Source organism: Paenarthrobacter nicotinovorans (assembly GCF_007670255.1).
GTDB classification, from domain to species: domain Bacteria; phylum Actinomycetota; class Actinomycetes; order Actinomycetales; family Micrococcaceae; genus Arthrobacter; species Arthrobacter nicotinovorans_B.
The window spans coordinates 1-21445 of record NZ_SZVS01000013.1; the positions used below are offsets into that span (position 1 = coordinate 1).

Below are 21445 nucleotides of genomic sequence, written 5' to 3' on the forward strand. Positions count from 1 at the left end.
CATCCCACGCTGCCCCGGACGCGCCCGGGTCATCCGTCGCGGATGCCCCTGGCTCCGGGTTGGTGCCGGCGGTGCCGGGGTTGGCGCCGTGCGCCAACAGCTTGGCAGGACGGTAAACCGCCCTTAATCCGTGCGAACCTTGGGTTCTTCATGGTTTCCGGAACGCTCGTGCCGGATATTGCAACTGAGTAATTTTGGGGACTGTTGGCTGATTCGTGATCTGCCGGTTTGCGGCCGCGCCGGATATAATCAAGTTGGGGTTGATTGAAATTCGTCCTTGAGATGGGAGTTGGCTGTGGGGTCGGAACTGCGTGGCAAGGTCAGTGCGGCCGAGTTCGCGGAGCGTCTTGGGGTCAAGATTGCGTCCTTGTATGCCTACCGTTCCCAGGATCCCCAGTTCCCCGCCGGTCAGGTCATCGGGCGGATGAGCTACTGGACTCCCCGTGAGGTGGATAAGTACGTGGAGTACCGCAAGACCCGCAGGCGCGGCCGGCGCAAGGGATCTCTGAACAAGCCCAAGCCGCCCACGGACGGACAGGACAGCTAAGCGATGGGTGCGGGCCACTCCCCCGAGCCGCCGGCCTGGTCCCGGGATGAGCTTTTCGATGCTCTTGGGGTGAAATTCGGACGGACCAGGGCCGGCCGCCCCCATGCCGGAAGGATCGCGGCCGCGGTCGGAGTGAGTCCTCGGACCGTGCAGCGCTGGCTGCAGGGCAGCGGGGATCTGCATGTCCCAGACGCCCGTTTTGCGGAGCTCCTGGCAGCGTTCAGGCCCGAGCAGCGGATCCTTGAGGAAGAGCGGCGGGCGCGGGACTACGCAGCTGAGGCGCTGGCCAGGCTGAATGTGCCCCCTCAGCGCCGCAAAGTGGAGTATGTGTGGAGGCGGGACGGGTGGCTGGAGCCGCACTTTGTCTCCATCGTGCGGGTCAAGCGGTTCCCGTCGCTGGTCCGGCCGGTTGTTTCCATCGATACCGACAAGGCGCTGGCCAGGCTCCGTGCGGCCGGCCTTGTCCTGGACACCAGGCTGATGGCCAATAGGTTCGTGGCGCAGCTGCTGAAATTTGATGTGCTTGAGGCGATGGACGGGTGGAGGATTCGCTTGGACGGATCACAGCTGCCCAAGGGTGCCACAGAAACATGGCTGGAGCGGGCTCCAAGGCCTCCTCTGCATGAGTTTCCGGCCGCGGCGTACAAGTACAGCAAGATCGGTAATTCGGACTCCTAGGAGCCGTTCCCGGATTCGACCAGGTTGGCAGGAAAGGCAGGAACGGATGTCATCGCAGAGATATGCGCAGTCCACCACCGTTGACAGCGCTGCGTCGAGGGCGGAGATCGAACGGACGCTCACCAGGTACGGCGCGACCAGTTTCATGTACGGATGGATCGAGGACCGGGCCATGATCGGATTCGTGGCCAGAGGGCGCCAGGTGCGGTTCGTGCTGCCCATGCCGGGGACAAGGCCGATCGACGCTTCACGCACACGCCGGCTAAAGGCCAGCTGCGCGCCCCCGAGGCAGCGGCCAAGGAATACGAGCAGGCGGTACGGCAGAGCTGGCGGGCGCTTGCCCTGGTCGTAAAAGCCAAACTTGAGGCCGTGGAAGCGGGAATCGTGGGGTTCGAGGAAGAATTCTTCGCGCATCTGGTCCTGCCCAACGGCAAGACTGTCTTTGAAGAGGCAGGAGCCGCGGTGGCCAAAGCCTACGAGACCGGCCAGGTGAAGCCACTGCTGCAGCTGGGCCCCTGAACCAGCAGGGACATACCACCGAAAGGCATAAGTCCCCTGGTTGGCCCGTCATCCTGCCGGGCGGCTCCTTAGGTCATGAGGATCTCGAGTTTGATGCTGGCCAGATAGTCGGCGAGCCAGTCGTAGCCAGGGCCTGCGGCAAATGCGTGGGCCAACCCCGGCACCGGCACCAGATCCTTGGGCAGGACCCGGTCACCAAAGAACACGTAGGCACGATCAGTCTCACGCCTGTGACTCATCCAGACCACCCCGTCGTAGCCGGCACCATGTGCAGCCCGCGCCCAGCGGACCGTCCTCGGGTACTGCGAAGCCATAGTGGCCGTCACGTATTTCGGCTCGGTCCCCAAGGCCCGGAGACCGTCCCCCATGAAGGCGGCCAGTTTCAGGTCGCGGGTCGGGGCGAGCTTGGCGCATACACGCCCCTTGAAGCTGTCGTACAGGACCGTCCCTGGCCCCGGCGGTACGTCGTGGAGGATGGACTCGCACACGGCGGCCTCTTCTGTCTGAGCGGCATAGAGGACGGACACGGGCGGTGTCCCGAAAAAAGCGAAGCGGGTTGGTTTGCCGAAGCCGGGGTTGAAGGCTATCACCGACCGACCGGGACTATTCTCAAACACCCGGTAGAGACCGGTATTGGCTTCAAGGATCCAGTCATGCGGCTTGAAGGGTTTCGGCGGGGTCCGCCTCACCATTGGACGTTGAAGGACTGCCGGGCCGCTTCCACCACCGTTTCGGGCTCGTCAAGCAGGTCTACGGGGCGGGCACCGTCCAGGTAGCCCGTCGGGGAGATTATCCACAGTGCCAGTCCGGCCTCCGAACGGCCAGCTTCTGCGGCCAGCTCGAGCAGATCCTTTATCACCGGTCGAAGGGCATGTTCGGGGGGGTCGATCTGAAAACCCGGGTATTTGAAGCCCCCGGGGCGTTTGATGGCAAGGAGCTTTCCGGCTGCGCGCTGGTCCGAGGCGTAGCTCCTGTTTGGGAACTTTGAGCCAACTGCCTTGGATACCTCAATGCTGGTCAGCAAGCCGAACTCGGTCTCCATTTCGCGCCAGGCGTTTTCGGTGGCCTGCATGCTTCGAGCGAGTTGGGGAGAGGTTTCACCGTGGATATCCGCCAGGGCTGGGCCGAGTGCCTCGACGCTGCGCTCCATATTGAGCGCGGCCAGGATGAGCTTGCCTTCTGCTGTCAGAGGTTGATGCAGATGATGCTCCAAAACCGCGTTTAGGCGAGCCTTCGTTTGTTGAGGGCTTAACGCTGGTTCCCTGGAGCCGGGTTTCTTCTCCACGAGCGCCACAACATCCCCTATTTCAGCCACGGTGAGTGACTTGAAGAGGGAGGAAAGTAGGGTTTCAACCTTTTCTTCGTGGGGCATTTCAACTCCTGACGCCTGCTACATCAATGCTACTCGTCGGCAGCGTCGGGAGGCAGTGGGTTTTGGTACTAGCCGCACTTTGCGGGTTCGCTTCGGGCGGAAGTGTCAGAGTCGGGGGTCCTGGAAGCTGATGGAATCGATGGATTTGAAGCCCCATTCGTCCAGGTAGCCGGTGCTGAAAGCGTTCTGCAGCCAGTCGAGGGCAGCGTCTTCGCCGCCTTCGGCCCAGACGTCGATGAAGTCGTTGATGTCGTTCTGGGACAGGTTCTGCCAGAGGTTGGTGATGCGGTGGCGCAGGTACTCGTTCTGGGCGTTCCGGGGCCCTTGCAGGCCCATGACATAGATCTGGGGAGCCTTGTTCTTAGCGGCCGGCTGCTTGCGGGCGAAGTCGGCAAGCCGCTGGCGGCCGCGTTTTGTTGTGGCCGCTTGGCGGGACTTGGTCGCGATAGTTTTGCGGTGGTCCGTGTTCGGCTTGTATCTGCCCTGGAGCCAGTAGTTCACCGCGCGCTGTGAAACACCCAGGGACTTAGCGGCCTTGGCCGTGTCCACGCCGCCGCGCTTGTTGGTGCCGTAGGCGGCGACGAGCTGGGCTTTCAGATCGCCGTCGGCCCGGCCGGAGGTGTCGCCCTCGCGGCCGGTGAAGAACTTGAAGAAGGCATTACGCATGGTCCGTCCTTAGGCGCTTTCCCGGGAGTGGTCGAGGACGATCTCGATGCCGCTCTTGAGGTGTTCCAGGCCGCCGTTGTAGCCGTGGCCGGTGAGGAATTTGCTGTGTTCGCTCAGGAGGTGGGATCCGACGTGGTGGTACCGGCCAAGCTTGGTACCGAGCCACTCGGGCTGGCCGGGCCAGGCCTTGATCGGATCGGCCTCGTTGGAGACGTAGACGATCGAGTCGGTACCGATGGCCACCGGCCACTGGCCGGAGCGTTCACCGTTGGCGATGACCCGGCGGAGCAGGTTGGCCTTGGAGCGGCCGATGATCGTGTCGCGCCTCTCGGGCGCGTAGCCCTCGCCGTTGCGCTTGCGGAGGTGGTCCGAGACCATCATGCCGATGGATTCGGTGTAGACCCGCTTGACCTGCTTCAGCGGAAGCGCGGCCTCCGGATCCTCGGATTCGGCCAGCGAGGTCCTGGCACGGTTGAGCCGGTCCGCCCAGGAATCCAGGATCCGCCCGCCTTCCCAGGTGTAGGCCTGGTGAATCGTGGGGGACATACCGCGTTCGATGGCCAGGGCCAGGGTCGGGGTGGTCACCCAGATCGTTTCCGGGATCTGCCCTTGGACAGGAAAGACCGGGTTGGGCAGGCGCCAGTCTTCGGAGTCGACGACGTCGATCTGCCAGTATCCGGGGGTCTTGGCATCGAAATCGGTGCCCTCGGGGTGGTGGACGGGTTCCCCGATCGGCAGGATGGTGCTCTGCGTGCCGGCCAGGTAAGACCCGGAGCGGTCGTAGGCGTGGACGTAGAGCATCTTGGATTCGTCCGCGTTGGGTTTGCGGGACCAGTTGATTTCAATTTCCGGCATGCGGCCGGCGTAGACGTCCTCGAGCAGCTTGCTGGGCTGGAAGTACTTCTGGCGGTGCTCCTTGGTGGGCAGGGCGAACATCAGGTCCATCCCGGTGCTGGAGGATCCCATCAGCAGGGGGTGGCCCAGGGCGTTGGTGAAGATCTGCAGGCGGCGTGCCAAGACCCCGGCGGTGGGGGCATCGGAGAGGATCGGATAGTCGCGCATGTCCGGGCTCATGGCCGGGATCATGGCGATCACTGCACCTTCGTGGCCGCGGTAGATCCTGGTCCAGGAGGTGTAGGCGGTCTTCGATCCGCCCACGGTCCAGCCGTCGGCGATGGCATCGGTCAGGGTCGGGTGGTTCTCGGTGAGCTTGGTGATCTCACTGCGCCACAGGGCCGGCATATCGGAGCGTTCGTCCACGGGGAGACCCATCTTCAGCGCAGCGTCGTATGTCAGCCAGATGGATCCGCGGGCCGTGCGCCACTTCGTGGTCGACCCGGAACGGTACGAGGTGATCCGGGCTCCAAGGTTGAAATCGCCAGCGAGCTTGGCCACGTCGCCGGCGTGACGCGGGAACGGGTCAAGTTCGTGGAGGACGCCGTCAGGAGTCCAGAGCCCGTCAGCGTCTAGGACGGCCGCGGCAAAGGCGTAGTCACCGCGGGGTGCGGTGGTGGCCTGCGCGGGCATTTCGGCAGAGGGCATCACTGCGGTTCCGGGCTGCTGGGATCCAGGCTGCACCGGGGCCTCCGCAGTGCTGCCAGCTGCCAGGGCGAAGGCCCGGGTTTCGGCCGTAGAGCTCTTCCAATCCGGCCAGCAGACAGGGTCGCCGCAGATGGTCTGGTGTACCGGGCGGGCGCAGAAAATGCAGGCCCGGGGTGAATCCAGGGATGCGGTGATTCCCACGGCTCCCTCGGCGTCCTGCCGGCGGGTATCGACTGCTACGGCCGCGGGCAGCTCGGCCGGCGGTATGTCCCCTTCTGCAGGTCCCTGGGAGGGTGCCGGCTGCATCGGCCGGGTCGGGGACTCGGGGGCTGGCTGGAAGGGGTTGACCGGGTTCATCGGCAAGGGATCCTGGCCGTTGTCATCGCCCAGGAGGACTGAGAGCGGGATGTCCCAGACGCGCTGCTTGACGCCGTTGATGCGCCGGGAAACACACCTTGCCCCGGAGCCGTCGGGCGTGATCCAGCCGTGGGCGAGGAAGGAGGAACTGATCGTGGTGCTTGTCTCGGAGAACGAGATGTCGGCGCCCATGGCCAGCTGCCGGGCAATCCGGATGCAGACGTTGGGCAGCAGGTAGACGCGGTCTTCCTTGATGATGCCGATCTTCGCTCCCATCGGCAGGTGGATGGCCTCGGGGCCGCTGCCGCGCCTGGTCCAGCCGCAGCCGATGGGGTCCAGGGGCAAGCCGCCCTCGGTATCGGTGAGGTGGCCGGACTGCGAGCTCATCGCTTCGCGCAGGTAGAACAGCAGCTGCTCGCCGGCGTCGCCGGTGCTGGAGTCCTGGGACCGGATGGCCTCGAAGATGCCTTCGTTGGCCCAGGCGATGAACTGCTCGGCTTCCTCGGCCGTGGCTGCTCCGTAGTCGCGCAGCATGGACATCATCAGCCGGATCCCGGCGGAAGCGTCCGCTGCGGCCTCGACCATGCGGCCCTTGGCGCCTTCGGTGTGGGGAAGGGCCGCTGCGCGCTTGGTCCAGAACGCAAAGAGGTTCTCCGGGTGGTCCGGGTCCTCCAGGTGTGTCTCTTCGGCTTCGAGCATCTTGGTACGGCGCTCAGCCAACCAGGCCACGAGCGTGGAGCCGACGATGTTGCGTGCCTGGCGCCGGTTGGGCCGTTCGATCTGCTGGAACACCTGGCCGGTGTTTGGGATGTCTCCGGCGTTCAGGGCCAGGGTCAGGGTGCGTGTGCCGGCGGATCCGGAGGCGGTGAATTCCGCCGTGGTGATCAGGGTTGCCAGCGAGGGTCGGCTGGACTTCACGCCGCCTTCGCGGGTGGAGACCACGCGGCCGGAAGCGTTGTAGTGGGCCCGGGCGAGTTCGTCCAGCTTCTGCTGGGCTTTCTTCAGGTCGCCGTCGGGGGTGAAATCGTCAATGAGTACGGGCAGGTAGGACAAGGATTCCAGGGCGCGCATGAGGCCCAGGGCTGTACCGCCCTTGTTGGATCCGGAGAGGATGTCTCGGTCAGAGCCGAGGTAGGACAGGGTCGGAGCCGCGTAGTGCATGACGGCGCGGCCGAGGGCCGTCTTACCTGTGCCGGCGCCGCCGGCGAGGTGGGTGACGACGCGGACGCTCTTCATGAAGGAGCGCCAGACGGTGCCCAGGAGGGGGGCGACGATCCTGGCGGGCAGATCCAGCAAGGGGGCGGTGCCCTCCTCGAAGGCGTCCCGCAGCGCCATGGCTTCGGTGCAGGGTTCGGTGAAGCGGTAGACGCGGAACGGGGCGGGCAGTTCGGTCTGGACGGAGATGTTCCCGTGTTTGGCGAGGGCGCCGTCGGCGTGCACGAAGAAGTCCCCGGTATCGGCGGTACGCCAGCCGGTGGCGGTGTAGATCGGCGTGCGCTGGGTGGGTGCTGGCTTGGCGCGCAGGAGCGCTTGCACCGCGGTGTCTTTCCCCCGGGAGGTGGTGGATTCCAGCAGGCCTGGCCAGGGCAGGTTGTTGACCCAGTTGCCGTTCTTTAGTTCATCCGGGCCCCAGGCGAAGGGTTCGGATTCAATTTTCGGACGGCTGTTTTCATCGCGTTTGATCGTTCCGTCATCTTCGCGTGCCCAGCGGAAGAAGTTACCGATCCACTTGGTGTCTGCGGGGGTGGTGCCGTCTTCGTGGCCGTTGTCGGCGACGAGGATCTGGTCGATTTCGGCCCAGCCGTGGATGACGGTGTGGAAGCGGGGGACGTATTCTTCGCCGTCTTTGACGTATTTGACCTGGACGGTTTCGCCGTTGCGCACGATGTAGGTGCTGCCGATGTTCGGGCGGCCGTCGTCCCCGGCGATGATGGTGTGTCCCGGGATGGCCGGGGGATTGTCGGATTCCTGGTCGTCATCGGCAGCCGCGGGGGACATACCAACAACGATGGGCCGGGGCGCCGGCGCCGGGGTTTCCTCGAGCTCTTTGGGAAGTTTGATGTGCGCGGCCGCGTGGCACAGACGCGCCATGTCTCCGGCTTGGGCCAGGGAAGTAGTGACGATTTCTTCCGCGTCCCTGGCTGAGGGTGAGGCTACGGTGGAGGCCGTCATGAGGGTATCGCGGGCTGCTTCGGCGACCTTGATCCACCGGAGGTACGATTCCTCGGCCCAGCGCGCGGAGTCCTTGAGCTGCGCGACCGTGGGATTCTGGCCGGATTTGCCGGAGCGAAGGGTCGCCCCGATCTCCTTTTCGCATTCGATGACCTTGCCCGTCAGAGCCTTCACGGACTCTGTCATGGCCCAAACGCGCATTTCCTCGAACGTTGCCTGGACGAAGTCTGCGACCCCGAAGCCGGCTTCGAAGTGATCGGTCAGGTCCGACTTGGCTGCTGCGGTGGCCGGGACGTAGAGGGTGACGCTCCTGGCCGAGTGTTCACCGAGCAGCTGCGCGAGATCGTGACCGCGCTGGTAGCCGGCCTGGTCGCGGTCCACGACGACGACGACGTCGGCGCCGGTGAAGAGTGCCCCGAGCTCGGCCGGGAAATTCCCGCCGCCCTGGGCGTTGGTGGTGGCCACGAGGCCGTGCGCGACGGCGGTATCGGCGTCCTTTTCGCCCTCGACGATCCAGACCGGGCGGTCCTCCTGGATTGCCTCAGCAACTGCAGGCCAGTTGTAGACGACTGGCTGGAAACCTTCGGGCTTGCGCTTGACGAACTTGCCCGTGGAAGTGTTCATGAACCGCTGGGTGAAGCGCTTCTCCTTGCCGTCCGGGGTCTGGGCCTCTTCGCGGACAACCTGCTGGACGACGGCGCCGTCCAGGTCGCAGTAGCTGTAGACGGCCGTCTCGTCGAACTGCAGCGGAGTCCGGGACTTGGCCGGCAAGGTGTTGCGGGCCGGTAGGGGATCCAGTTTCGGCCGTCGCCTAGTCGATGACTTTCGGTTCACGATCCAGGACTTGTCAGGGCTGAATGGGCGGGGGTTGTCGAACAGATCCGAGAGCGTCAGGCCCAGTGCCTCGGCAAGATCCCGCTGGGATGCCTGGCAGCCGAAGCAGTGCAGGAGGGTGAAGCCCTCATCGTCGGGCTTCCAAGTCACGTGCAGGGAAGGAGTCCGGTCACCATGCAGGGGGCAAACGATATGAAAATCATTGGAACGTTTGGTCGGCTGCAGACCGAGACGGTCGGCGGCTTCCCATACCCGGTCCACCGAAGCGCGCGTCGAAAACTCAGTCATCTACACCGCCTCCCGCTCGGGAGACAGCAAGAGAGGCGCGATCGTCAGGAGGCACGCCGGTGTGCAACCTAGACGAAAAAAATCCCGATGCTGTAAAGTCATGACCAAACCTGAATTAGGGGATAGGAAACAAAACCCTGAACTGGAACTGCTGGCAAGGCAGATCTGAAAACTGAATCCAGAGATCGAAACTCGCGTCCAAACGAAAGATCTCTTGAACCAAATCGAATGAGCGCCCTCTGGTCGGCAAACCGGAGAGGCGCTTTTTCGTTGCTAGATAGCCACCGCTCCCCCTCCATGTGGTTGAGGTCGGGCCGAGTTGATGTCGATGACATCAGCGATGTAACCAGGGATCGGCAGACCCTCTGACTGAGCCATCCGGAGTGCGACATAGTCGGCCTGGGAGAGACCAAGTTCCTTACGTCGGGCTTCGTAGATCGCGCCATGCTCTTTCGGAACGCGTCCGAGAAGCTGGTCGCGTTCGCCCTTGCTGGGTTTACGCCCTCGTCGGGGCTGAGTAGAAGCTGCCATGAACCTTTTCTAGCATGGGCTCCCATTAATGAATCAGTAATTGCCGATCCCCGCGTGTCGTGTGTCGTGAGCCTCATGTCCTTTGTGAGTACTCGGGAATCGAGCCGAGTCTGGGATGTGCCCGAACTTTTTCCAATGTTTTCCGCTGGCCCGGGCCAAGCCCGCTGGGCGTTGGTGTTCTCTTTTGCGTTGCCCTCGATGCATGACATGTACGTATGCAGGGACCTTACACACACCTTATGTTCCGAAATCCTGTTCCGGAGGCTCCGTTTCGGATGCTGGGCTGGGCCGAATCCCTTGTGTTTGCAGGGATTATTGGCCGGAACAGGTGGAACAGGTGCCCGGAACAGGACCTGTTCCACCTGTTCCGGCATCTTTACGCGGGGCAGTCCAACGATGGGCTACTTCCCTGCGGTTGCAAGGGTCCTAGGGCCGGAACAAGTGGAACAGGTGCCCGGAACAGGATTAATCAGTACCCCTCATTTTTTGGTGAGTTGGGTGCATTTGTGTTGTTCCGCACGGAGGTGTGGCCGGCGTGGACCAGACCCTAGGTGCGGCTGTCGCCGGCAGCGATGGCGACTGCAGCTGCTTCAAGTACTGGTGCGCTCTCGCCGGCCAGGAGCAGTTCGCGGGGTATGTCTCTGAGGTTTGGACGTGCTCTCTGAAGTGCTGTGCTTGGTTGCCGCAGCCAGAAAAGAGGATTCGAATGTCCGGCCAGGAGGAATCCTGAGGTGATGGCATACATGGTGTCTGCAAGTTTGGTGATTCGATCTGGGACTGGGCGGCTCATGTAGATCCAGTACTCGATAGTGCTGAGTCCAACGTCAAAGAGTCTGGCTGTTTCCCGGACAGTAAAGACACGGCAGAGTGCCCGGAGAGTCTGGGCGGGGGTAGCCGGCGTGTGGGTAGGGATGGCTTTGGCGTGTGTATAGACGTAGGCGGGTATTTCCCAAGCGGTCCGCCTCTTGCGGCCCTCGACGATGCTGACAGTCGCCTCCATGCCTGGGTTGGGGCATCGCCAGCCGGCCGCAAGGAGAGAGTTTTCAACGCGTTGTGCCGATGCTGAGAGGAAGCCGTCGTTGCTTCTGGCGTTGGATTTTGCCGTGTGGAGGCTTTGCCTGGGGTAAAGGTAGATCCGGTTCCCCCGGACAAACCCGGTTCCCGTCTTACGCAGGTAAGTATCGGTCGCATCCAGGCCTTTCCCGGGTGTCCGGGGAGGCAAGGGAAGGAAGAGGGCGTGAAGGAATGCGGTCGCGGTATCGGCCGTTCTCAACGCATCAACGACGTCGGGCAGCGGCGATCGGTACTTGGTTGGTTGGCTCATGAATTCGGCCAGGGTGGGCAGTTCGCGGCCGGGGTCCTCGCGGCTGGTCATCGGGCCGTCGAGGTGTCCTGGATGATTTCGGGCACCACGTAGGGGGTGCGGAACGCGCGGCCGCACAGCTGGGCCCAGGCGTAGGGATCTTCGGCGAACTTGAGCTGGCCGCCGGGCCGGCCCGGGTCCAGGATGTGAACTTCGGTCAGTTCCTGGGCTTCGCTTCCTTCGAAGGTGTAGGTGCCGTCGTCAGCGACCTTCACGGTTGCGAAGACGTCGTAGTCCTTCAGGTCAGGGGTGGGTCGTTTGAAGCGAACTTCGATCATTGGGATGCACCTCCTCGTGATGAATGCATAAACGTTATGTTGATTAATTCTATCAGTAGCGTCCAACGGCCGGTAGGCGGCCTGTGGAGAGCATGTCCTCGGCGCGTTGTTTCAAGGCCTGGGCACGTTCCGGGGTCAGAACATCGGCGAGTCCGTGAAGGTTCGGGCTGGCCAGGAGCTTCTTGAGAGCAGCGGTTTCGAAGGCCTTGAGCCGGGTGGCATTTCTACGGGTGCGTTCCTCCAGGAAGTGTGAGCGGTTGATGGCGTCTCCCGTGGTCGCGAAAGTGAATCCGTGGTCGATGAGGTGGATGTTGTCCCCTTCGGTGAAGAAGTTGTATCGGTGCCGGTCCTGTTGGCCGATCAGGGCGTCGAAGAAGGCGGCGTCCTCTGCGATCGCACGCCGCGGTTTGCTGGGTGAGCCCTGCATTCCGGTGACGCCTTTGGCTAGGGAGCCGATTTCGCCGTCCACCTCACGCAGAACGCAGGGGGGTACGAGTTTCCTGAAGCGCGCACCCAGGCAGTTGGCCAGGTGCCAGGCGGCTGCTTCGTGGATGGGTTGGAGCGGGTCTTGCTGGCCGTAGGCGGATGCGCATGAGTCGTTGAGTCCACTGAAGGGTTTGTGGAACCCGACGGTGCCGTCGGTGAACACCACCCGGTTGGTGGTGTTCACTCCCCCGCCAATGAATCCGATTTCGGAGACCTCCTTGGACAGCAGCTGGCCTTCGTCCGGGTGGGTGCCTTGGAGGGCCATCAGGGCTGCAGCCTGTTCGCGTACTTCAGGCGGTGCCCCGGCGGCCGGCCCGGAGGGAACGGGTTCCGGAGCCTGGGCAGCTGCGGCGGCCGCGGCCTGTGGCTTTGGTGCTATGTCCCCTCCGGTGTTGCCAGGGGCGAGTCCGTTTTCCAGGGCCCATTGCTTGGCGTGCCCTGGCGGGAGTTGTTTGAGGATGGCGATCTTCGTCGATGGCAGTCCGGCGGCCTGGGCGCGTTCAAGGGCTTCGGCTTTGATCGCCCGGTTGAGGCGGCGGCGGAAGTTGTGGGCGTCCCGGGCTGCCGTGGCCTGGCAGCCTTTGCAGCGCCGGCCGCCTTGGGAGTTGGCGCGGCACATGTTCAGTCCTTCGCTGGATCTCGCAGGGAAAGGGCCAGCCAGAGGCGGCGGGCGCATTCAGCGTCGTAGGCTGCGCGATGGAAAGATCCGGTCGAGGGTTTCTGTATGCCGAATCGCTCGAGTGCCTCGTGGAGACGCAACCGCCGGGAAGATCCGGCGGCAGCCATTGCCATGCCCATGGTGCATTCGAGCCCAGCCGGGGCCGGCGCGGTCTCCGCGGAATGCAGTGTGTAGGCGCGAAGGATCAGTTCCAGGTCGTAGTCGACGTTGTGGGCAACCGGGACCGCGCCGTCAAGGAGTGTGGAGATCTCCGCTTCAACCTCGGGGAAAGGGGGTGCTGAGGCCAGTTGCGAGGCGGTGATGCCGTGGATGTGTTCGGCGTGTGAAGCGTGGGATCCGGCGGGACGTACCAGGGAGTCGAAAAGGATCCGCTCGTCTTCGGAGATGATCGCCAGTTCAACGAGCTCATCGGTGGCATCCAGGCCCGTGGATTCGACGTCAATGAAGGCCAGGCGTGTTCCCTGCAGCTGTGGCATGAGGCTTCCCTTCTGGTTCAGTGCGGCTTCAACTAGAAGGAGTACCCCCGAACCGCCCGAAGGCTGGACCGGCGGGCAACTTTTTTTCCACTGGGTTTCCGGCGGTTTTCCTGCTCGGGACGGATCCATGGGGAGGCCTGTCCTGCCTGAGCTGCACCTAGTCCTTGACGGTAGCCTCACCCTCCGACAATTCCCCTGACGCCCTCCCCTCGGGAAGCAGGGATAGGGAAACACCTGTGCAAGGGTCTTGCAATGGTCAAGCAAGGTTCGTGCAGTTGGATGGACACTTTCCCGTGTAACCGTTCGGTGGCATGATATAGGTGAGCAACTTTTACCAGGGAGGCAGCATGTCCACGACCACGCTGGAACTGACCACGCCGGAGGGCACCGGCCGCGCGATTCAGGCACGTCGCAAAGCGCTGGGTCTTACACAGCAGCAGGTTGCCGACACGGCCCACGTTTCCCGGAAACTTCTTGCGGAGATCGAGGCGGGCCACCCTCGGGCCGAGTTCGGCAAGCTTCTTCAGATCTTCGCTGCTTTGAAGATGGGTCTGGCCGCCATCCAGGAGACAACGCCGCCTGACCGGGTCCGCCTCGAGCTGGGTCTCGCCCAGGAGGGCCGCAGCCTGGATCCCCGGACACGGAACTACCAGCAGCTCTTTGCGGAGTTGCTGCGCCACAAGGACTACGAGTTTGCTCTCAAGCAACTCTCCGAATATGTCACGGCGTCCTTGGCGGAGGGACGGCCCCTGCTTGAGCAGGAGCCCAGCCTGGCAAGCAAGGAATGGACGGCGGCGTTGGCCGCGGCCACCGCGCTCATTGCACGCAGGCTTGGCCAGGAACGGCCCGCCTGGACCAGGTTCCCACGGCTTGCCTTCCCTTGGTTCCCGGCTGAGACGTACCGTCCTGTCGCGGAGAAAATGAAGGAACTGACCAAGCAGCAGACACCGGAGGAGTTCGCGGAACTGAACGTCTTCATCCGGGAACGTAGCCTGGTCAACGCATGAGCCGGGCGGAACTGAGCGGTGATCAGGTCAGGGCGTTGCTGCACGAGCTCTCCCGCAGGTTGGAAGACCAAGGGATCAGTGGTGACATCCGGCTGGTTGGCGGAGCCGCCCTCATCCTCCAGGGAATAGCTGCCCGCACGACGACCGACATCGATGCCAGCTACGCAGACAAGGAGGCCGTCGAGGGCATCGTGGCACAGATGGCTGGCGAGTACGGGTTGGCCGGCGACTGGCTCAATTCCAACTCGGCCGCGTTCGTTCCGGACGGCGCGAGCTGGGTAGATCTGGAGTCACTGGGCGGATTGACCGTCCGGGCAGCCGACACTAGGACCTTGCTGGCCATGAAGATCGCCGCTGAACGGGAGAAGGACATTCCCGACATCGCGCGTCTCCTGAACGAACTCGGGATCACCGACCCGGAGGACGCCGTCGATCTGGCGTATGAGAAGTACGGCGAGGACTCGATCCCACTGGCCGCCGGCCGGGAAAATTACTTGATCGTCGTGGAAGACGCGATGGCCGCCAGGCCGATCGTGGCGGCCGCCGGTGCCGGGGACAGTGACAGCACCCTGGGGGACGTATGGGTCGCCCCGCACGTCAGGGACGGCCGTCATGTCGAAGGACATTTCCGGCGCCGCCCAGGCACAGCAGAGGGAACCTGAAACAGCACTCCTCCACCCTAGCGAGCGCTGCAGGGGACATCGGACCGCCAGTAACGCCACATGTTTTGGTTGGTAGCGCGTTTGGGGCTTGCGCGGAGCCGAAAGTACGCTAGGCGGTTCCACGATGCAAGCCACGCGCTCTAGCTCTAGCGAAGATGCTCCCGCTTGACGAGGCCAACCAGGAAGTGCGCTACTTGGCCGAGCAGCGTCCGGATCGGTCCTGATCCCGTGGCAGGTGATGTAGCCGCAGTCTGTGCTAGAGGGACTCGCTGGTCTCCTCGGGCTATGAGGTGCTCGTAGATGCAGGCAGGGTTTGTGATGGCTTCGACGTGCTCGAGTCGGTGGGTGGTGAGGCTGAAGCGCAGTGGCCCGGGTTCGCCGAACTTGGACGGGGCCGCAAGGAGCGAGACGAATAGTGCCAGCTGCGAGGCCATAACCGAGGCTGACAGCATCGTTACGTTCTGCTTGCCGGCTTCGGGTTGGCCGGCCTTCTCGATGTAGGCGGGGTCGTCGAAGAGTCCGAGGCGGTCACGTGAGACCTGAGCCGGATCGAGCTGGCCGTTGCATTGTAGGCAGGGGCGGCCAGGTCGAAGGACGTGTGTACGGTAAGTGGCGTTTCTCATTTCGCCGGTTTCGAATGTGTCGATGCCGATTCCGCCGTCGATCAGCGGAATGAGGTCCGTGTAGGCGATCTGGTTGAGAACGGATCTAGGCGAGGGCCGATCAACACAGGAGAAGATCACGTCGTAGTCGAGGGCCACGCTTTGCCCCTCGGGGGTCGTGACGTTGAGGTGGTGGCGCTGGAACTCGAAGGCGGATGCGGTCGCGGCGTTGATACAAGCGCGTTGGGCGACGTCGACCTTGGGGATTTCGTGCCTGGCGTCGCGGCGCGTGGCGGCGACGAGTCGGTCCCGGTTAACCTCCTTCACCACGTCGAAGTCCATTACTCCGACCTTCTGGATCCCCGTGGCTGCGAGCCGGATGGCAACGTCCATGCCCACGCTTCCGGAACCGACGACCAGGACGCGTAACCGTGCGATGCTGGCCTGGGTCGGGTCGCCCCATGCAGAGACGGTGCGGAGCTGGCTGGGCATTGCGGGGGGTGCCGGCACGAGCTGTTCGTTCCAGCTGACTTGGAGTCGGTTGCCCACGACCCGCACACTCTCAGCCGCGGAGTGGTTCCCCTCAGCGCTCCACTGGCGTGCAGACCACTTCTCATCGATGCCCGCGAGCGTCATGCCGATCAGCGGCAGTCCGGTGACCTGCGCGATCATGTGCGCGTAAGACGCCTCGGCGTCGGCATCGGGGTCGCTGAGGTCTTGCCATCCTCCGCCACCGGGGTGGGAATGGAGTATCGCGACTCCCAGACCAAGGTTGCGGGCTTCCCTCGCGACGCGCAGGACGTACCGGCCGGTGATCGTTGCGTTGCCGTGGACTTTGCGCTCACCATTGAGTGGCAGACAGGCCTCGCGGATGAGCGCGCTATCGCGACGGGCACCGGTCGAAGGTGCGTACATGGCCAAGCAGAGGTCCTCGTCGCCATCCTCGCGGATGAGGTGCCGTTTCAGGGTCTCGTGAATGTCGGCGGTCATCGCGACCGACAGGCGTCGGGCCCTCATGAGACGGCTCCGGCCAACACGCTGCGTACGTGGGAGAGCCAGGCCATGCCGTGGTTGACCTCCTGGGCCCAGCCTTGGATATCGCGGGAATGGCCGAGCCAGCCGGGATGCGTGGAGGGTTGTGTATTTGACCCAGGGATCATGACATCTTCTGGGATGTGCACCCAGTGAGGCGGAGTTGCGGGCCAGAGCTGTGCTTCAGCCTCGGCGATCCCGGCCTGAACCTGCTGGCCCGCTCGGGCCCCATGGGTGGGTGTGACTGTGTAGGTGAGGAGCCCGTGACGGAGCACGGGCATGGCGCCGAGCGCTTCGAGACACCTCATCATGGCGTTGATCCCGTACTCCATCGCTCGCCTCCTCAGGCAACCGGGGCGCTGGTGCGCACGGTTACGAAAGCGTCACCTTCGTGGACGATGACCTGCTGGTCCGCCTTGTACGCTGCGCCGTCTCCGTGCAGTTTGGCCAGCTCGTACATCGCCGCGTCCAGCCCGGCGAGGGCGAGGATCGCTCCAGCGGTCTGGTGCTTGTCGCTTACCTTGAGCTCGACGTTGTCGACCGTGAATGTGATTGTTTCGCTCGGGTTCTTGTGGTCGGTCATGACTATTCTCCTTGCCGTTGATCGAGTCGCCGGGCCTGTCCCGACGTCCTCTCAGCAAGTAGACGAGGTAGCGGCTTGAAGTGTTAGCGGCACTCCTCGCACAGGCCGTTGGTGAGCAGGTTCGGCCGGAATTTCAAGAAGCAGCTGCCGGCGCACAGGATCAGCTCGTCAGTCTGGCGGTCGCAGCGGCACCCGCAATTCGGGCAGGGCACTTGGTTGCACTTCGGGCAGGGGTACCCGCGGACCGTCCGTGTCAGGCCGCAGCAGCTGACCTCTTGTTCGAGTCGCTGATCGAATTCGCGGTGAGCGTTGGGGTGGAACTTCTCGGCACCCCACAGGTCGGTGTCGGCCATCACTACAATCCAGCGGCCGTCTGCCTCGACAGCGTCGAGGTAGAAGTCGACTTGTCCGCCCCAAGGCATCGCCCAGAAGCTGCGCTGCCGAATAGAGCCTCCCGTGCGTATGGCCCGGAGGGGGTGGCCAGGCGGGACAACCTGACCAGGCCACGGGTAGATCTTCGGCCAGCCCTTCTCTGGATCTGGACGGACGCTCGCGTAGCGCACTACGGTCGAGTTGGGATCGGGGTCGGATTCGATGATCAGCACTGCGCCGAGTCCGGGAAGCCTCGAGGCCAGAGCGATGGCACATGCCGGCATGCTGGCGTTACTTCGTTCATAGAGGGCTAGGACGTGCCGGGCCTGAACCTGGGCGCCCCCCAGAATGTGGTCGATGTCGGATTCGGCAAGCAGGAGCCGTTGGGCAATGCGGTCGCAGATCGTTTCGAGTTCCCGGTTCGGGTCAGTTTGCTCGACGAGCCAGTCATAAACAGCAGGGGTGTGGTCAATTAGCCAATGGCCGAGTTCATGGGCCAAGGTGAAGTTCTCCCGTCGGCTCCAGGGAGTCGGCGCATAGAGAATTACCCCGTCCTTGAGGAAGGAGACCCCGTCGCATGCTCCGCCATCGCCGCGTTTTTCGCTGAGGTGCTCGGCGTGCCCGACTTTCAGGCCGAGACCGTCGCGAAGAGCCGCTTTCGGATCGGTGGCGAAATCCATGCGAACCTTATGGTTAAGTCCTTCCAGCGCTGCTTCTACGCACTCTTCAAGCGTCTTCATCTGTCTCCAGCGCATGAATGAGTGACTCCAGGGAGGCCAGCATCTGCTCCTTATCGGGCATGTCTCCACGATGAACTGTGGCAAGCATCCGTGACTTCATGGCCGATTCCGCCATGTGAGCCGAGATTCTCTGTACCTTGGCAAACCGCTGAACGAGCTCGCGGAAGAGCTGTGTTGCGGCAACCTCCTCGACCACTCCGAGGAGCGTGGTCCGCTGTTGCAGCGGCTGAGCAACAAGACGTTCCGGGTCGATGCGCACCTCCTCTGCGATCGCCTTGATCAGCGCTGGAGGAACGTCTGGAGCGGGACGTGTTTGCCAACGGAAGATATCGGACGGGTCCACCTTCCACCCCCGGGCATTCAGCCGGGCCGCCAGAGCGGTGGGCTTGACGCGGCTAGCCTGGCAGGCTCGTGCAAGTGCCTTCGAGTCGAGTTGGAAGTTGGGATCTGGAACCACGCCCAGGATTGCAGCCACCGGATCATTCTCAAGCGGAGGCGCAGTATGTGCCGCCTCCCACACCAGGTCTGCGGCATTAAGCATCTTCAGAACTTCCTCGCGTCGGTCGCTGTCGAATTGCGCAAGCATCTGCTCACGCTGCGGGCCTGGCGGTTCCTCCAGCAGTCGTTCCAAGAGCTGGTCGGTCTCCTCGTTCATAGTTCCACCTCCTTGGCCTCTAAGAGGCTTGTCAATTTCTTTCTCGCCTTCGACGCGATTTGCCGGACCCGCGAGCTCGACACGCCGAGCTCGTCGGCGACCTGTTGGGATGTTCTTTCCAGCCCTGTGCACTGCCACAGCACATAGGCCGCCTGAGGATCCCAGATTTCCATCTCGGCCATTGCGTCGCGCACTGACTGCACGGTCTGCTGACGGCCGATTTGTTCCACGACCTCGGAGGCCGGGTCGTCTTCGAATTCGTTGCCGCCTAGGCGGTCGCCTTCAAGCGGTGTGGCTTCGGCGAGCTGGAGTTGCTCGCGACGGTGCGCGGCGGACTTCCACAAGTCCCGAATCTTGTTCTGGACCGCGCGGACCAGGTAAGCCTCCCAGTTCCGGATGTGGCCGGGCGGATTATTGAGGATTGAGACCATCACCTCGCCTATCACGTCGTCCGCCTGGTTGTCGCCGTCGGTGCGCAGCATGGCGTAGGCGACGCGGTACATCACATCGCGGTGTTCCAGGTATATCGCACCGATGTCCTGTGGGACGGTGGATACCTCCGCCTCCGAAACCACGTCTTGTTGTGGGTCCATGCTCCCCGCCGCTAGGTCAGATTTCCACGAAATGAAGCCTATTCAGAATGCTACTTGTGTGAGGTAGTCGAGGTTGCAACGTCATGTGTTAGCAGAGGGCTGAATCTTCTTTGTCGTCATGGCGCGTTGGGGCAGGTCAGAGCGGTAGGCAGCATCCCCGTTCCGGACAAGCTGCCCGGAAGAATGGCGCTAGGGACCACTGGTGGTGGTCGATGGCGCCCGCCTTTCCCTGTGGCCCCGGCAAAGGAACGACCGCGGCCAGTAAGATGCTCGGCCGCATTTCGGCCTTCAGCCCAGTGCGGATAGCGCAATGGATCCCGCCGCGCCGATGACGAGGCACGGGCCAAGCGGGATGGCGGTAGTCAACGTGGCCTTGTTTCTGGCGAGCAAGACGACGGCCGCTGCGGCACCGACCAGGAATGCTAGTGCAATGCCCCAGAACAGCAGGCTCCAGTGAATGTAACCAAGGAACATTCCCAGAAAGCCGGCGAGCTTGACGTCGCCGAAGCCGAGGTGTCCGGGCCGGATGGCCCCGATTAGGTAGAAGAGAACCCATAGGGCGGCCATGCCGGCAACCGCACCCAGGAAGGCTGTCCAGCGGCCGGAGGAGGCGCTGGCTAGGCAGAGAAGGGCCAGACCTGCCGGGTAGGCGGGAAGGAGGACTTTGTCAGGTATCCGCTTCTCACAAAGATCCGTGATGGAGACCCAGACGCCGACGGCAGCGGCGCCCACAAAGGCCACTGTGAGCGCGGTTGCAGTCAGCCAGTCCATGGGACTCCTCGTTACTTGATGATCGTCTGGATCTCGCCGATGCGGATCTGAGTCTGGGACGTGGCCTGCAGCGGGATCTGGCCACTCTGCCCGGCACCGGACCAATCGACCGTCCATTGGCTATTGGCCGTTACTGTGTAGGCATCACCAGGCTGACCGGCGGATTGCTTGTTGTAGCGGTAGCCGCAATCGGGAGAAGGGTCCACTGTGTGGTTCCAAGGTGTTCCTGGGCCGGCACACGTGACGGTGTTTCCATCACCCATGCCCCAGCTGATCTGGGTGACTTTGGCCGTCGCGGTGACGGTCACTCCACCCAGTGTGGCTGTTTCCGTGTAGGGGCCGTATGTCAGGGGCTGCGGGTTGTTCACCCATAGCCAGACCGGCAGACCCACGGTGCCGGCATAGCCAGGCGCATCATGGGGAACGATGCCGATCTCGATGCCTTTGAGCCTGAAGGTCTTCACCAGGGCGGCTGCTGCCTGGGCGGGGGTGTAGCGGTTGAAGCCCGGCGGAGGGGTATCGAGCCAGAAGCTGACTCGAACCTTTGGTGTGCAGCCAAGAACAGGATCGACAGGGGGTAGGCAGTCATCCCAGGACTTGCAGACATACCGGGCACCGACTGATCCGTCCTTCCCAGCAGGCGCAGTCCCCTGAGGCTCCTGGAGACCGAGATAGCAATTCTTCGGCGCGTACCAAGGGTTGCCGTTCTCGGAGCAAGGCACTTCGACATCCTTGGTCCCGTCACCAGACTTCGTACTGCATGTAGACGGCCCAGGTGTGAAGCTGCCTGGCGCAGTAGCATTGCCATTTCCGTTACCACCCCCGCCACCAGGCTGGTTAACGGAGATGTCGCAGATGGGGGAAGTGGGGTCACAGGACACTCCATCTGCCTGCGCCGGGCTACCTCCGAAGGTGACCAGCGCGGTGACTGTGATGAAGAGTGCCACGAGGCAGCGGCCAATGCGGTTTAGCATGCGACTGGAGCCCCCGACGTATCAACAACCTTCCACGTTTTGTCGGCGGGGTTGTAGCCGACGGTCACGTTCACTACACGGCGAGGAAGATTGTCCTTATCGGGAACCGCATTCCCACTGCCGTCGAGGAACTTGGCCGTTGAGATATCTACGCACGTATTGAGGATGACTTCCCCGAACCGCACTGCCGTACCGTTTTGCTGGGCGAGATCTGATGCCGTGCTCTGGTCATGGCTCACAGTGACGTTGTAGAAACCGATCATCTTGAACTGCTGCGTTGCATAGTTCTTGGCTTGGGCGTTGGCGACCTCCAGGGCCCTGTCGGTAGCGAAGGGTGCGATGCGTTGAGGGTTTGCACCGCTTTCCTGGGCGATGATGTTGCCCATTTTGAAATAGGCGATCGCGGCTTGGCCGGCTGTCTCAATGGCTTGTTCTGAGCTCGCGGGTGCGTTGCTGGTGACCGGTGTGGGAGGAGCCACGGTGCTAGGGGTTGGCGTGGGGCTGGTGCTGGCCGTGGTGGTGCCTGTTGTTGATGTGGTGGGGTTCGGCTTGGGGTCCGTGGTGCAGGCGCTGAGCGCGGTCAGGGCGATGATGGCCAGTACTGCGCTTGCTGTCTTCGTCTTCATCATGGGGTCTCCCTCGTCGTTTTCGTTCGTAGCAGGTAGC

22 protein-coding genes are annotated in these 21445 nt (G+C 63.1%); 5 read left to right on the plus strand and 17 right to left on the minus strand.

Annotated features, from left to right (window positions below; genetic code table 11):
• Positions 1-295 precede the first annotated feature (295 nt).
• The 3 genes from FDP28_RS17360 (at position 296) to FDP28_RS17370 (ending at position 1744) form a co-directional block, all read left to right on the plus strand.
• Positions 296-547 carry a helix-turn-helix transcriptional regulator gene (locus FDP28_RS17360; protein ID WP_144662863.1) on the plus strand — a complete coding sequence of 84 codons (252 nt, stop codon included), beginning with the start codon at positions 296-298 and terminating at the stop codon, positions 545-547.
• 69 nt (positions 548-616) lie between these two features.
• Positions 617-1225 carry a hypothetical protein gene (locus FDP28_RS17365; protein WP_144662864.1) on the plus strand — a complete coding sequence of 203 codons (609 nt, stop codon included), beginning with the start codon at positions 617-619 and terminating at the stop codon, positions 1223-1225.
• 153 nt (positions 1226-1378) lie between these two features.
• Positions 1379-1744 (plus strand): hypothetical protein, encoded by a 366-nt coding sequence (locus FDP28_RS17370; RefSeq protein WP_260842520.1) that lies wholly within the window; start codon positions 1379-1381, stop codon positions 1742-1744.
• 68 nt (positions 1745-1812) lie between these two features.
• Here the strand turns inward: FDP28_RS17370 and FDP28_RS17375 are convergent, their stop codons facing one another.
• From FDP28_RS17375 to FDP28_RS17410, 8 genes are all read right to left on the minus strand, one after another.
• On the minus strand, positions 1813-2436 hold the full coding sequence (locus FDP28_RS17375; protein ID WP_144662865.1) for an RES family NAD+ phosphorylase: 624 nt from the start codon (positions 2434-2436) through the stop codon (positions 1813-1815).
• Complete coding sequence (locus FDP28_RS17380) at positions 2430-3116, minus strand: hypothetical protein (RefSeq protein ID WP_144662866.1); 687 nt, start codon at positions 3114-3116, stop codon at positions 2430-2432. The genes FDP28_RS17375 and FDP28_RS17380 overlap by 7 nt, the downstream gene beginning before the upstream one ends.
• 105 nt (positions 3117-3221) lie before the next feature.
• Complete coding sequence (locus FDP28_RS17385) at positions 3222-3782, minus strand: hypothetical protein (protein ID WP_144662867.1); 561 nt, start codon at positions 3780-3782, stop codon at positions 3222-3224.
• A gap of 9 nt (positions 3783-3791) precedes the next feature.
• Positions 3792-8975 (minus strand): CHC2 zinc finger domain-containing protein, encoded by a 5184-nt coding sequence (locus tag FDP28_RS17390; protein WP_144662868.1) that lies wholly within the window; start codon positions 8973-8975, stop codon positions 3792-3794.
• A gap of 1078 nt (positions 8976-10053) precedes the next feature.
• Positions 10054-10881 carry a hypothetical protein gene (locus FDP28_RS17395; protein WP_144662869.1) on the minus strand — a complete coding sequence of 276 codons (828 nt, stop codon included), beginning with the start codon at positions 10879-10881 and terminating at the stop codon, positions 10054-10056.
• Positions 10878-11147 (minus strand): hypothetical protein, encoded by a 270-nt coding sequence (locus FDP28_RS17400; protein ID WP_144662870.1) that lies wholly within the window; start codon positions 11145-11147, stop codon positions 10878-10880. Before FDP28_RS17400 ends, FDP28_RS17395 begins: the two co-directional genes overlap by 4 nt.
• A gap of 52 nt (positions 11148-11199) precedes the next feature.
• Positions 11200-12252: a hypothetical protein gene (locus FDP28_RS17405; protein WP_144662871.1), complete on the minus strand. Its 1053-nt coding sequence runs from the start codon at positions 12250-12252 to the stop codon at positions 11200-11202.
• A 2-nt stretch (positions 12253-12254) separates the two neighbouring features.
• A complete protein-coding gene (locus FDP28_RS17410; RefSeq protein WP_186313684.1) occupies positions 12255-12788 on the minus strand; it encodes a 3'-5' exonuclease in 534 nt (177 codons plus the stop codon).
• Positions 12789-13135: 347 nt separating this feature from the next.
• On the opposite strand from FDP28_RS17410, the gene FDP28_RS17415 reads away from it, so the two are divergent.
• Both FDP28_RS17415 and FDP28_RS20595 read left to right on the plus strand, forming a co-directional pair.
• Positions 13136-13795 (plus strand): helix-turn-helix domain-containing protein, encoded by a 660-nt coding sequence (locus tag FDP28_RS17415; RefSeq protein ID WP_144662873.1) that lies wholly within the window; start codon positions 13136-13138, stop codon positions 13793-13795.
• A complete protein-coding gene (locus tag FDP28_RS20595) occupies positions 13792-14457 on the plus strand; it encodes a DUF6036 family nucleotidyltransferase (protein ID WP_186313685.1) in 666 nt (221 codons plus the stop codon). Before FDP28_RS17415 ends, FDP28_RS20595 begins: the two co-directional genes overlap by 4 nt.
• A gap of 146 nt (positions 14458-14603) precedes the next feature.
• Here the strand turns inward: FDP28_RS20595 and FDP28_RS17425 are convergent, their stop codons facing one another.
• The 9 genes from FDP28_RS17425 to FDP28_RS17465 form a co-directional block, all read right to left on the minus strand.
• The gene (locus tag FDP28_RS17425) at positions 14604-16076 is read right to left on the minus strand and encodes a ThiF family adenylyltransferase (protein ID WP_144662874.1); all 1473 of its coding nucleotides are present in this window, start codon (positions 16074-16076) and stop codon (positions 14604-14606) included.
• On the minus strand, positions 16073-16423 hold the full coding sequence (locus FDP28_RS17430) for a hypothetical protein (protein WP_144662875.1): 351 nt from the start codon (positions 16421-16423) through the stop codon (positions 16073-16075). Before FDP28_RS17430 ends, FDP28_RS17425 begins: the two co-directional genes overlap by 4 nt.
• A gap of 11 nt (positions 16424-16434) precedes the next feature.
• Entirely contained in the window at positions 16435-16674 is a 240-nt protein-coding gene (locus tag FDP28_RS17435) for a hypothetical protein (RefSeq protein ID WP_144662876.1), read from the minus strand.
• Between the two features lie 83 nt (positions 16675-16757).
• On the minus strand, positions 16758-17786 hold the full coding sequence (locus tag FDP28_RS17440; RefSeq protein ID WP_186313687.1) for an ImmA/IrrE family metallo-endopeptidase: 1029 nt from the start codon (positions 17784-17786) through the stop codon (positions 16758-16760).
• A complete protein-coding gene (locus FDP28_RS17445; RefSeq protein WP_144662878.1) occupies positions 17773-18441 on the minus strand; it encodes a hypothetical protein in 669 nt (222 codons plus the stop codon). The genes FDP28_RS17440 and FDP28_RS17445 overlap by 14 nt, the downstream gene beginning before the upstream one ends.
• Positions 18438-19034: an RNA polymerase sigma factor gene (locus FDP28_RS17450; RefSeq protein ID WP_144662879.1), complete on the minus strand. Its 597-nt coding sequence runs from the start codon at positions 19032-19034 to the stop codon at positions 18438-18440. The genes FDP28_RS17445 and FDP28_RS17450 overlap by 4 nt, the downstream gene beginning before the upstream one ends.
• A gap of 288 nt (positions 19035-19322) precedes the next feature.
• Positions 19323-19805 (minus strand): prepilin peptidase, encoded by a 483-nt coding sequence (locus FDP28_RS17455; RefSeq protein WP_186313689.1) that lies wholly within the window; start codon positions 19803-19805, stop codon positions 19323-19325.
• Between the two features lie 11 nt (positions 19806-19816).
• Positions 19817-20527, minus strand: a complete 711-nt coding sequence (locus FDP28_RS20870) for an ATP/GTP-binding protein (RefSeq protein WP_186313691.1) — start codon at positions 20525-20527, stop codon at positions 19817-19819.
• A gap of 245 nt (positions 20528-20772) precedes the next feature.
• Positions 20773-21408, minus strand: coding sequence for a hypothetical protein (locus FDP28_RS17465; protein WP_144662881.1), 636 nt, complete (start codon positions 21406-21408; stop codon positions 20773-20775).
• Between the last annotated feature and the right edge of the window lie 37 nt (positions 21409-21445).